Annotated in this window: 8 protein-coding genes; 2 read left to right on the top strand and 6 right to left on the bottom strand. The window is 44.7% G+C overall.

The features are described 5' to 3' along the window. Positions 1-72 precede the first annotated feature (72 nt). Positions 73-3339 carry a hypothetical protein gene (locus PSE7429_RS18480; RefSeq protein WP_009628844.1) on the bottom strand — a complete coding sequence of 1089 codons (3267 nt, stop codon included), beginning with the start codon at positions 3337-3339 and terminating at the stop codon, positions 73-75. 816 nt (positions 3340-4155) lie between these two features. On the opposite strand from PSE7429_RS18480, the gene PSE7429_RS18475 reads away from it, so the two are divergent. Then, the gene (locus tag PSE7429_RS18475; protein ID WP_009628843.1) at positions 4156-4611 is read left to right on the top strand and encodes a MarR family winged helix-turn-helix transcriptional regulator; all 456 of its coding nucleotides are present in this window, start codon (positions 4156-4158) and stop codon (positions 4609-4611) included. 238 nt (positions 4612-4849) lie between these two features. After that, a complete protein-coding gene (locus tag PSE7429_RS18470; protein ID WP_009628842.1) occupies positions 4850-5641 on the top strand; it encodes a DODA-type extradiol aromatic ring-opening family dioxygenase in 792 nt (263 codons plus the stop codon). Here PSE7429_RS18470 and PSE7429_RS18465 read toward each other — a convergent pair. The 5 genes from PSE7429_RS18465 to PSE7429_RS18440 all read right to left on the bottom strand — a co-directional run bounded on the left by PSE7429_RS18465 (position 5617) and on the right by PSE7429_RS18440 (position 12887). Further along, a complete protein-coding gene (locus tag PSE7429_RS18465; RefSeq protein WP_009628841.1) occupies positions 5617-6261 on the bottom strand; it encodes a flavin reductase family protein in 645 nt (214 codons plus the stop codon). The genes PSE7429_RS18470 and PSE7429_RS18465 overlap by 25 nt on opposite strands. A gap of 400 nt (positions 6262-6661) precedes the next feature. Further along, entirely contained in the window at positions 6662-7648 is a 987-nt protein-coding gene (locus PSE7429_RS18460) for an aldo/keto reductase (RefSeq protein WP_009628840.1), read from the bottom strand. Then, the gene (locus PSE7429_RS18455; RefSeq protein WP_009628839.1) at positions 7645-8220 is read right to left on the bottom strand and encodes a MerR family transcriptional regulator; all 576 of its coding nucleotides are present in this window, start codon (positions 8218-8220) and stop codon (positions 7645-7647) included. Before PSE7429_RS18455 ends, PSE7429_RS18460 begins: the two co-directional genes overlap by 4 nt. 695 nt (positions 8221-8915) lie before the next feature. After that, positions 8916-10511 (bottom strand): mucoidy inhibitor MuiA family protein, encoded by a 1596-nt coding sequence (locus PSE7429_RS18445; RefSeq protein ID WP_009628838.1) that lies wholly within the window; start codon positions 10509-10511, stop codon positions 8916-8918. 3 nt (positions 10512-10514) lie between these two features. Continuing rightward, positions 10515-12887 (bottom strand): DUF4139 domain-containing protein, encoded by a 2373-nt coding sequence (locus tag PSE7429_RS18440; protein WP_009628837.1) that lies wholly within the window; start codon positions 12885-12887, stop codon positions 10515-10517. Positions 12888-13184 lie beyond the last annotated feature (297 nt).

Genomic DNA, 13184 nt, shown 5'->3' with positions numbered 1-13184 from the left:
TTATCAGTTTTCGATCTCCTTGGAAACCATTGCTTGTATGCTTTTCTTGCTTTTTCAGTAAGCCCTAAGTAATCAACAACTAATAGCAAACATGGCAAGTAGCGAGAATAAACGCATACGAGATGAATTTGAAAGGTTTGCTACTACATAGCTATGGAAAGATCTTGGGATCAGATCGTTAAAAAGCTGAATAATACCTAGCAGATTCGACCTCACCAGAGACGAATTCTTGAAAATCTGTTCTATCTTGTCCGACCACAAGCTTATAAGACTTAAATCTTGAGTTAAATTTGGTAAATCCGTTAGTATCTCACTCCTTTCATTAAAATTTTGGATCGAGATATTATAAAGAGAGGCTAATAATGAATCGATCCAACGTAAACTACGGCGAAACTGCCCCCAAGAGATATTAAGCCAATCGGCAAGATTCCTTTGGGACAAGGACAAGAGGTCGAGCCCCTGAGAGCCAGCAAGATTAATAGCATCAAAGATCTGCTTTTTAACAGAATCGCGTTTAGACATAGCAAGAGGAGAGATATCGCCAGAAGAGAGAAAAGAATGGGGGATATAAGCAAGATTAAAATTGGAGAGGAAATAGATTTTATCGCCCGCTGAAAAGCGATCGCCCGCCTTGCGACCAAGACATTGAAGAACGGTTGCAAAGATATGCCGATGGACAAAAGCCCTAAAGGCAGGATCACCATCACGAGGATGAAGACCCGTAAGGGAAACAAACATAGCCCGAAGGACAGCAATATTGGCACAAGGAGTACCAATAATCACAAAAGTTTTAGCATTTTTAAAATCATTAGAACCACGGGAATCACGGAACCAGACCCCCTGATCATCCATAGCAAAGCGTTTAAAATCAATAACCTTAGTCGAAGGATCAGCAAGGGAAAGATGATCCACGATCGCCTTAACACGGCGATTTTGATCCTGACTGCGCTGCATCCCCAAGCGACCGAGATCATTCACCTGAAAGATTTCAGGCATCGCCAGCGAACCTGCCATAGACATAGAAAAAACCGAATCCTGCAAACGCAACTCCAGATCTTGTAAATCGATAGTGGCATCGAGGAACAGATTATTCCGAGCATGTCGGGCAATATCGCGCAACCGAGAGTCAGCAAAAGAAACGGTTAATTTCTCATACTGAATATGCAGATCACCATGGGTCAAAGCCCCCGAGAGAATATCGAGAAACTCAACCAACCACTGCTTTAAAACATCACGGACAATTTTTTGCTCAAGTTCGTGGGGAGGCATCGTCGTCGAACGTTTAAGCAAAGCATTAACGCGAGCGAGCTCGCGCTTCTGCTGAGACGATAGCCCCACAAACTCAGAATCCGCCACCCCATCAACCGTATTGAGTGCTGATAGATCGGGCTGTAAAAGAGGAGCAAGATCAGAAGTATCGATCAGATCGGGAATCGCCGACTTAATCTGATGAAAATCGAGCCCATGAAAAGAGCGATCACCCAACAACCCATACAACTTATTAAGGACATCAATCACCTGATGACGATGGATAAAATCAGAACGAGAAAGCAAAGCGATCGCCCGATCAATATCATCACGAGAAACAGAAACCTGACGCATCGTCGTCAGACTCTCCGACACCTCCTCCCAGATCAATAAAGTTGTCGAGTAATCAAACTCATCAGGGCTAGGCAAACTCAAAGGATGAGAGCGGAGGATCTTATGCTCAAAAGCCAGAGAGCGCTCGTACTTAAAGCCAAACCCATCACCCTGAGAATTTTGGCAAGCATGAAGCAAAGGACAAGACTTACAAATAACCTGAGAATCAGCGATCGCCTTATCGCGCAAAGCCGTAAAAGCCGAAGTACGCGAACAATTAGACAAAGTCGTCAAAGAAGCAACCGCATCACCCCGATTCGCACGGCGCAACTTGCCAGACTTATCGGTTAAACCGTGATGTCGAGCAGGGAGAAGAGTCCAATCCTGCAAAGAAGGAGTAGACACATTGCGAGAATCCGTAGATATATAAATGATGCGCTCCACCCCATCCATCAAACTAGGACGTAAACGCCCCGCATCATAACTCTTGCCCGTGCCCGTTGGCGAAACATCAAGGACATAGCGATGGTGAGCCACAGCCTCACCCCAAGCCTCCAACCGCCTACCAGCCGCATAGGTCAGAGCAGGAGCGATCGCCCCTTGAAATGATGATTCCTGCACCTCTAACGCCTGAGAGTCTATCAACCTATCCGCACCTAGGGAAAACCCCTGAGCCTTAGGCTTGGGAAACAGCTTTTCCTGCAACCAAGAAAAAGGCGCATAGGAAGGCTTCGGCAAGTAGTTGGCAACTTGAAAAAACTGCTCAACCGACAACAACTGAATAGTCGAACCATCAACCAATTCATCAATATCTCGATCAGTCTTAGCCACCTGCCCCCACCACAACACCGACAGCTCGTAGCCAAGAGCATCGAGAAAATCGAGATTTTTCTCATGGCGGCGCATCACCGAAGCATTCGCCACATCACCCGCATCCACCGCATATTCCAGCACCGTTAGCCCAGGCTTCGCTCCAAGCTCAGCCAAATAACTCGCCAACGTTAGCTTGCTCGCCATAAACTGCCCACCCGAAGCACCAATGGCAGGACAGCCCCGCAACCTCGCAGCAAGAAAAGGCTTCACCCCAGTCCCCTCCACCAAAAGGACACGACGATGAGCAACCTGTCCATCCCCCATCACCGCACCATAAACAGCCAGAGGCAACTCCCCATTCTGCTGCTGGGCAGCTATACCCAGAGGCTTATGCCAGCGATAGCGCCCCAACCGTCCATCCCGCAAACGGACTTGAAACCCAAGGATCTGCCGACTGGGATTGGCAATAGGCACAATATAGCCAGACTTCACCGACTTTGCCCCTAAACTCGCAATCTCCAGCACCGAGAGCCCACGCCGTCGCAGATCGTCCCGATCCACATCATCCAGAGTCAAACTTTGCAGATAGGAGCGATAGAGCTGATCTCGCTGTGAGGCATCGGGCAACACCGCCCATCCTTCCCGCATCGCCTTTTGTTTAGCGGGACGAGACTGAAGATTAAGCAACTGACGCTGGGTGCGTTCAGCCTCCGACTCCTGCCGTTTTCTAACATACTTACCCGCATAGTAGCCACCACTCGTTTCACCGAGATAACGCCAATCGGGCAATCCCACATCCGTTGGATGGGTCATGCAGAGGATGAAATCCTGATCATCGGCAACGATACGACATTTGCCCTTAGTGTCATCGCAGATAGGGCAGGGATTATGCTTTTTGGTAGGTGAAAACTTGCTGGAAGAATACTGATTATTGGGGAGGTTCATTATTTTTGACCTCCATATTGCTGGCAAAGGCTGGGCTGGGCTGGGGACTGTTCGGGCGGGGCTGAAAGTTGGAAAAACATCTGAATTGTCCTGATTGCAAGGGGTGTAGTGACTTCAATCAGGAAACGGGGAGACTTCTTCAGTCTAGTTCAACTCTTAGTTTTTGCTTCTTGCAAAAAAAATTTAAAAATTTGCAGCAAAAACTGTTGCTAATCTTATATCTTGCGTTAAGATATAAAGAAGCATTGAACAAATCTGCCTGCTACAGCAAAGTTCGTCCGTTTCCGTTTATTAAATAAATACCTTCGGGTTATCAAGAAGCTAGTGGTTCTCAGGCACTGGCTTTTTTGATGTTGAAGGGGAAAAGCTAGTTGGTAGATCTCCTTTAGATAAAAAACCTCAAACTAAGCATACAGCGATCACTCTAAATTCGATCGATAAAATATGGAAATTTTATTGTAGCTACACTTAATTCTAAGTCTAAGTTACCATACTGTAATTTATGAACATGTTTTTGGGCAAGAAGCTGAGTTCAAAATTTATCTTGTTTCACTATTTTATCATCTTAAAAATCGTCTCAAAAATACGGAAACTTCGCTGACTAGCGATCGCAGATCTTACTAAGTAATTGGGCTTAATTAAATATAAAGCCCTAAAACCTACGGTGCACGCTGCGCGTGTGCCGCAGGTTTTAGATCTAAATTTTAATTATGCTGGGGTACTTATAGTCAGTTTATAGTAAGAACTAAAGGTAAGAGGTTTTAGCCCAAGGGCTTATAAAATAAAACTAATTAGAATGTTTTCAATTTAATACAAATGTCTACTGCATCCCAGAAACTATCTACCCAAAATGCGAGTGAAGCTTTCATTCCCATGATGAGAGAGCTGGTCAGAACCTATCAAGCATTTTCCGCCTGCTCGGAAACTCATATCCGAGAATTCGAGCTTACGCCAGCTCAGTTTGATGTAATTGCTTCGCTCGGTAATACTAAGGGGATGTGTATGGGGGAGTTAGGGGAAAAAACTTTAATTACTAAGGGGACCTTGACTGGGGTAATCGATCGCTTGATCCAAAAACAATTAGTTTCACGGGAAACGCCTTCTGACAATCGCCGTAGCGTTATCGTGCAATTAACTCCTAAGGGACAACAGGTTTTCGAGCAGGTCTTTCCCCTGCATTTGGCATATCTCAAGGAGCGTTTCGATAAACTCGAATCATCGGAGCTAGATTTGCTCAAGGCTTTACTAGCAAGGCTAAGACAGGCTTTCTAAAACTAATCTGAAATTGCTTCGATTAATATTTTTTGACTGATGTTATTGACAATCCCAAAAACAAGATTTATTTTGGTAGAATAGTCCTAGTTAAAAATATTCTACAAAGAATTAATACCAAAAAGAATTAATACCAATGTTCATCACTAATCTATTTGAATCTGAGCGTAGTTGATGGGGTTATGAAGATATTGGCTATTGGCAATCAAAAATAGAAGCAAAAAATTGAAGGAAAAATATGATTAATCCTTTACCTGCCATCTTTATCTCTCATGGAGCGCCAGACTTGCCCATACGTGGTGGAGAAGTATCGGATTTTTTGCGCTCACTCCATCGACAATTTCCCAAGCCAAAAGCAATTTTGGTTGTTTCTGCCCACTGGCATTCCGATCCCATAATGGTGAGTGCGGCAAAATTTCCCAAGACAATCTATGACTTTTCAGGATTTTCCGAACAACTTTACCAATTGAGTTATCCAGCTCGAGGGATTCCTGAGTTAAGCGATCGCATTGTTGATCTGTTAGGGCGATCTGGTATTCCCTGTAATATTCACCCCACTAGGGGATTAGATCATGGGGCTTGGACTCCATTGATTTTGACCTATCCTGAGGCTGATATTCCTGTGACGCAGCTATCTATAGAGTATCAGAACGATCCTCTTTACCATTGGCAAGTAGGACAGGCTCTCGAGCCTTTACGTCATGAGGGAGTCTTAATTCTTGGTAGTGGCGGTATTACTCACAATTTGTATGCTTTTAATGTCAACTATGACGCGACTCCCCTCGATTGGGTGCAAGAATTTGACATGTGGATTGCGAAGACTATTGCCGAGGGAAGTTGGGACGACCTTATAAATTATCGTCGGCTTGCTCCCTATGCAAGTAAAAATCATCCTACGGATGAGCATTTATTGCCCTTATTTGTCGCTCTGGGCGCGGGAGGGGCTAATGTTAAGGGAATGCAGTTGCATAGTAGCTATGCCTTTGGAGCTTTTAGTATGGCTGCCTATGCATTTGCGAGTGGCACATAGTTGGCATGTTCTGATTGCCAATTCTCGTAGGAAATGCGTGGTGCTTCAAATCGCTCACTAGTACGGCAATAGTAAGCGGGTGAACCCATTCGACCGATGGGAGCAAATCCACTGATATGTAGGCGATCGCTCAGCAAGTTATCATCTACATGAAACATCACTACCTGTCCGATGAATAGGGTATAAGCTCCTAAGGGTTGTTGGCTATGAAGTACACATTCTAAACTGGCTTGAGATTCCGTAACAATGGGAACCTTGATGCGTTTGGATTTAGTTGCATGTAAACCAACTGCCGTGAGTTCACTTTCTCCCGATGGAAAATTTGCCGCGGAGATATTCATGGCATTGATTAGATCTTCTGTGACTAAGTTAACGGCAAACTCGCCATTCTCAATGATGTTGTTGGCAGTATCCTTCATGCTTCCATTATCTTTACGACCGATACTGATGATGATGTATAGGGGGTCGCTGCCGATCGCATTAAAAAAGCTGAAGGGTGCAAGATTGACGATTCCTTCAGAATTTTGTGAAGTTACCCAAGCGATCGGTCGAGGCACAACAATGTTGGTTAAAAGTTTGTAGTTGTCTTGGTGAGATGTTAATTGGGGATCGATATGCATGGGCGGTTTCTCTTTTGATGCATTGTAATTTAGTAATTAGCTGGGCATAATAAAAAATAGAATCAAGAGTTGTAGTGCATAATGTGCGTGCGTTTACAGCTTTTGAGGTTATATATTTAATTACGCTTAGCTACTTATACTAATTTTGCTATACCAATTCAAAGATGGGTGGTAGAAATTGCCATCCATTTTGGGGTAGTCCTAACGAGGAAAAGATTTATATGGTAATGATGGGTGGTGCGAAGCGCCGACCATCATTACCTGTTTAGCACTACCGCTGCGCGGGCGGTATGCTCTTCTAGGCTTTAAGTTTACTTATGCCTAGCTACTTATCCATTTTTGAATTATAAATAAATTACAAATAAATTATAAATTTTGAGGATCTGGAGGATCTGTTAGTTTAGCGATTGAGCGTACCCATACTCTGAGCGGGATAGCGATCGCCTGCGGCAATGCCCTGAGGCGCGACGGCATTAATCCGATCAAGATCGGCGATCGTCAGAGTGACGTTTGCAGCACCGATATTTTCTTCGAGATATTGACGGCGTTTAGTTCCGGGAATTGGCACGATGTAATTGCCTTGAGCCAGCAGCCATGCTAAGGCGAGCTGTCCCGCAGTAAGCCCCTTTTCGGAAGCGATTTCTTTTACCTTCGCTACTAACTGTAGATTTTTAGAGAAGTTTTCCCCTTGAAAGCGCGGCGATTGACGGCGGTAATCATCGGGGGCAAAATCATCGGGAGTAGCGATCGCTCCTGTCAGAAAACCTCTACCCAAAGGGCTGTAGGGAACGAAACCAATGCCTAATTCTTGCAAAGTTGGTAAGATCTCATCCTCAGGATCGCGACTCCAGAGAGAATATTCGGTTTGAAGTGCCGAAATGGGATGAATGGCATGGGCGCGACGTATCGTTGGGGGAGCCGCTTCCGATAAGCCGAGGTATCTGACTTTTCCTTGTTTGACCAGTTCTGCCATTGCACCGACGGTTTCTTCAATGGGGACAGTGAGATCGACACGGTGCTGATAATAGAGGTCGATTACATCTACTCCCAATCGCTGTAAAGATTCATCACAGGACTTTTGGACATATTCGGGTTTCCCGCTAATTCCTAACCAGCCACCATCAGCGCTGCGGACATTGCCAAATTTAGTGGCGAGGATGACTTGATCGCGACGGGCTTTAATCGCCTTGCCGACGAGTTTCTCGTTGGTAAAGGGACCATACATATCCGCAGTGTCGAGAAAGTTTACCCCAAGGTCGATCGCTTGATGGATTGTGGCGATCGACTCTTGCTCGTCACCGCCAATATAAAACTCAGACATGCCCATGCAGCCCAGTCCCATTGCGTAAACTTCTAAACCCTGATTACCTAATTTTCTTGTTTTCATGGCTTGATACCTACTTTAGTTTGCAATAATTCGATGAGCTTGGCTAGATCTTGGGAATCAAGGCGATTGATTAGCCTGTGAGCAGTTTCTATTTCTAAAGATCTACTGATTGAATTTAGGGGATTTGATGATTGTGGTTTTTCTCTTGCTTGTACCATTGAGATGTAAGTAGGGAGATCGTAAGAATCCTCCTCTTTAGTAATTTCTTTTTCTTCCATTTCCTTGTAGTAAGCAATTTTCATGCTAATAATTTCAAGGCTATGATGAAGTTCGTTTTGATGGGCGATTACTTCATTGTAATGTTCCTCTAATAGTAAGCGTCTTTGATGGGCAGAGGAGATTCCCTTTCGTCGTAGCTCCGCAAACTTCTGCATTTGACGTATCGGCATTTTAGTAGAGCGTAGCTTCGTGAGAAACTTGATACAATCAAGGTCATAGTTGGTAAAGCTACGATAACCGCTATTATCGCGATCGATTGAATCAAGGAGATTCATCCGTTCGTAATAGCGTAATGTATGGGTGCTGACACCTGTTTGCTGCGAAGCTTCTTGAATAGTGAATGTCCTTTCCATAAAATTTACTCTAAACCTTAGAGTGCACTCTAAGTCAAGTATTAATTCAAGTATTAATTCAAGTATGATTTTTCAGCATCACCTTAATACCAAGTTAAGAAATGGCTACGCCATTTCTTACAGCGCTTTGCGCTTAAACCCAAACTAGGGAAATTTTTGAAAGCGTTGCTTCGCAACGCTTTCAAAAATTTCCCTGTGGTTCGTTTGATCGATAATTGCTGTAACTTGAGAACCCTTACTAGGTTTAGTTTTTAATTCACAAAAGTGTGACAACACTTTTGTGAATTGGTATAAGGATCAAAATATAGCGCTTTGCGCTTAAGTAGTTCAGCATAATAAAAAACAAAACCAGAGAGAGTACCGCCCGCGTAGCGGGCGATACTCTCTTCTAGGTTTTAAGTTTACTTATGCTTAGCTACTTAATATTCACACAAGATATTCACGCAAGATATTCTTTGTGTTTCATTTGCTTGAAACGAAAATATTTGTAGGGCTTACAGCGCTTTATGCTTAAATCCAAACCAAGAAATTTTCTAAAGGTGTTGCTTTGCAACACTTTTAGAAAATTTCTTGTGGCTCTTTTGATTGAAAATAGCTGTATATATCTGTCGTCGTTAGTCTTAGTCTGTAAGTGTATTGCCCGATAAAAGAGAATGGTGGCGCTCCGCGCCACCATTCTCTTTTATCGGGGAGACTTATATTCCCTCTACATCTGGAGCCGATGCAATTTTATAGGCTAAGGTAATTATGGATTGGGAATAGGGAGGGAGATGTAGATGCCAATGACAAAAGCCATTGGTATCGGGTTCAATGCGATCGCTAGTACGATCTTGTAATACTTCTACTTTGACTTTTTCTAGTTCTGAGATTGGTACTCGCTCGGTCATGGTGATTTGACGATCTTCAGCCCCAATGTTCGATAGAAAAATATTAATGGTTTTGGTAATTGTATTCCATTGGGTGAGATGATTTTTTTCGCGATTTTGATTCTCAGTCCTTAGTACACGCATATTGGCATCAGTTCCCCAGCCAAGGGCAAATTTTTCTTGGGGGGCGATAAATGATACCGTTGTCCGTCCAACATATTCGGTAGATCGGATGAGATCGACGGGAGCCGCTAAAATCGGCCATGAAGAGTTGTTGATTTGTTCGCTCTTGAGAATGACCTGTGGTGCTATTTCTGGCATGAGGATATGCTCAATTTGGGCGGAGCATTGAAATTGAAATAGCTGTACGCGATAGGGATGACCATTGGAGGGAATATTCGCTTTTTGAGGAGCGCGGATAGTTCTGACTTCGCCACCGTCATCTACCGCAGGCAGGTCGATCGCCATTGGTCGTTCTGTTCCTAGTCCTGTCGTTTTAACCGTTAGATCGCGCATTTCTACGGCAATCCGTTTGGATTTATCGCGGATGCTAAGTAGGTCGTCGGTAAGTAAGGGAGGTTCAGTACCGAGAGAGGCGCGAGCTGTTGAGAAAATCAAATCAACATTCTGCCAGTCTTCCCCCGTATTTTGCCATACACAACCATCACAGCGGAAGGTTAAATGGGAATTCCCTTTATTTTCTTTACTTCCTGCTCTTGATAGTTGTGCTTGATGGTAAGGTCGCCAGAAGGCATTGGGAACCACATAATCAAAATCGATTTCGTACTCTCCAGCTTCGTCGATCGCTAAGTCGGCTTCGATCTGGGCGGTAAAAATGTGATCGGGGCGAGCTTCATTTTGAAGGCGGTTTACCAAACGTTCGAGCGTCGATCTTAATTTTTCCTGTGCGTGGTAGGTTTGGAGAACCTCGCTACGGGTATCGCGCATTCGTTGAAAGAGCGGTTGTAATTGCGATCGCCATGCCATCGGATCGACCTGTCCCCAAGCCGCATCAATGGGTAATTCCTCCAAAGCCTTGTCCAAAATCATGCCAATTTGAGCAAACTGCTCCTCAAGTAGCTGGCGATCTTCCGCGAGGATGTGGTATTGATCGAGTAGGGATTGCCATTCAGTTTTTAACTCTTCCCATAAACCAGAGCGATCACTTTTCTTGGTAATCATTCTTCGGCGTACTCTGACATCATTAACTCTTGCTCCCATCTGATTGCTAAATTCTGCCCTTAGAGATTTATCTGAGAGAATTGGTGCTACGCGATCAATATGAATGCGCCAGAGCCCTGCTGTCAAATTTACTTTGGTTTTTCGTTGGACTTGGGCGCGATCTTCGAGTAGTGTTACCGTTGTAACGGGAGCATCTAGGGCTAGGGATTGAATTTCGGTGGCGATTATGTCGGTGGCTGTCATAGTCTATTGCTCTCTCCGATTACCGTTAATTAACTCGTTGTCTACAAAAGTTTTGATGGTGTAGTCGGCGGTTAATTCCGTTTCACCACCTGCGGGAACGTTGATTTGCCAGCGGTATCCTCCTCTAACGACAGCATTACGCTCTTGTTGGTCGTATTTCTCCCATGCTGGTGAGACTTGGGTGACTGTCACATCTACTTTTACATCGGCTTGAGGGACGGGAATACGTTCGCGCACTTCAATGCGAGCGTTTCTTCCCAGTCGATTAGCGATCGCAATATGAATGCTGTGACGCAATTCGGAAAAGGCAACTAGACTCATGCCCGAACGCACTTCTTTAAAGGAGGTGTTCCGCGCAACCTTGATCGATTGCTCAACCCCCAGTCCTAATTCCATTTGTCCTTGGGGTGGGACGGTATTAATTCTAGTGGAGAGAATATATTCACCATCGACATAGACATCGGTAGATCCTGCTAATAATGGCGATCGCAATGGGTTGCGAAGTTGGGCAATCCGAAAAACATGCGGATCTTCACGGGGGACAACGATATAGCGAAGATCGATTTCGGCGGTCTCTTCGCGTAAGGCGATCGAATGGAACTGCCCGTCGGAGGGGATGTCAACTCTGCTAGTCCCCAGATAAGCAAAGTCAAACGCGCCGACCATCTCGCGCACGTTAGTTGTACCCAAGGGTAGGGGAATAGTGGAGCAGGCGGCTAGAAGTGATGCTTTTTGTAAAACCATGCTCAGATCGAAGTTAACCGTTATTTGCGATCGCCTCAGGGACTCTAGATAGATGGTCGTCACATCGGTCAGTCTTAGTTTGCCACGCAGGGCATGATTATCGGGCTCAGCCAAACGCATTAGTCCATAGTTCTTAATCTCTTGGCTGGGATCGAAGATGGATTCTGGAATTGTGGTGCTGGGTAGAGGCACAGACTGAAGACTGGATCGGGGAGGAGCCATTGCTTTACTCATAACTTGTTGAGGAGCCATAGCTTCTGAGCTGATTTCTTTTTTTTCCATTCTTTCTATGGTTGAAGCCATGCCTCCCCTGCTCGTCCTGTCTTTTTGGATGCTGAATCGCAACTCTTCCAGTTCAGTATCAACTTCCACCCCAGCTTTTCCAAATGGCTCACTTATCTCATCAAATTCTGTAGAATGAACTCCTAGAGCCATAGAATTCTCTTCCCGATTCCATTTTCTACTAGACTCGGTAAATGAATCTATGCCGTAACTGGACATATCTTGAATATCGATAGACTGCGTTATGCTGGATAAAGGTTGTAGGATCGGAATCTGAAGGTGGTTAGGAATATCAAGAGCCCCAATTGCATTAGCGGCTATTTGTTTCTGGACATCGTAATCTTCAAAGAGAAGCTCTGCTCCTTTGGGTGGACTGCGCCAAGCTTTTGGGGGAGTGAATGTTTGCTCTCTCCCTAATCGTAAAGTGGGCAACTCAGGTAACTCGCACCAACCCGTTGGTGTAGCTGTGGAAAGCTCGATTTTCACCCCCGACCAATCCTCGCCTGTACGCTGACAAATCAAAGCCCGTAAAGCAATCGCGGCGGTATTATTGGCACTATTGAGACGACAAACATAGGTGGGAACCCATTTTGCTCCTTGGACAAAATATTCCACCATTAGGTGGAGGTCGTTTAGTGGCGGATTGTTCCTAGAGCTTATAGATTCAGATGATGCCTCCTGACGATCTTGAGGATTCTGACTATCTTGGATTTGCAAACTAGCGACAATGGTTTTGCGAAGTTCATGTTTTTTGGCGAGATGGGCATTTGAGGCAAGGATTTGCTGTTGTTGCAAATCGGCAAGATGCTCTTCGGCTTGTCGTAGTTGCTTTTCTATTTCCCGCTTTTCCTTGAGGCGTAACTGTTTTTGTTCGTCTTTGAAATTGGCTAAAGCTAGCCTTGCTGCCGTTGGTGAGGTTGGAGGCGCTTTGCCCTCTTGTCCGATGGGGCGATTGGGAACATTGAGTGCGTCCAAAACTGATAGTTCTAAAGCGATCGCATTTAGTAAATCCTTAAGGCGATCGATTCCGTCTCGTTCTGATTGGATCGATGCGGTTAGATCGGAGATGGGAATTGCTGTTGGTGGCGGCACGCTCAACCCAACTCTTACATCTGTAACGATTACTTGATCTTCTATTTCTCTTTCTGTGGGGGCTAATCTGACTACCCTGACCCTCACACTTGCATCATCTAGAGCTAGTGGTAAGCCGACGACCTCGACCTCGATCGGGGTATGGGTTTGTTCGTTTGACCATACGATCGATGATAGACTAGCTGAGCGGATGACCGTTGACCCCTCTGCGTAAACTTTAACCTTATCAATTTTGGAGGCAAGCTGAGCGATTGACATAAATTTTAGGGGTTATATAAGTCTTTGCCTATTTTTCTTAAATTTATTGCATGAATTCTAGATTTGGGGCATATCTCAACAACATTTAATACCAAATTGACCAAATTAGACCAAATTAGATTTATCACTGCTGTCAACTGTATCAGGATATAAAACCCAAAATGTTGCCGCGCTCTGCGCGGCAACATTTTGGGTTTTAATTTTGTTCTAACAAGATTGGCGGTAGCTATATATATAGCAACGTAAGCGATCGCTAGGAAAAATCAAAAGCCCAAAGATGAGTGGCGGCGCGGAGCG

The organism is Pseudanabaena biceps PCC 7429, assembly GCF_000332215.1.
Classification (GTDB): Bacteria; Cyanobacteriota; Cyanobacteriia; order Pseudanabaenales; family Pseudanabaenaceae; genus Pseudanabaena; species Pseudanabaena biceps.
The sequence above is the reverse complement of the archived record's forward strand: the minus strand, read 5'-3'. Positions and strand labels throughout refer to the sequence as shown.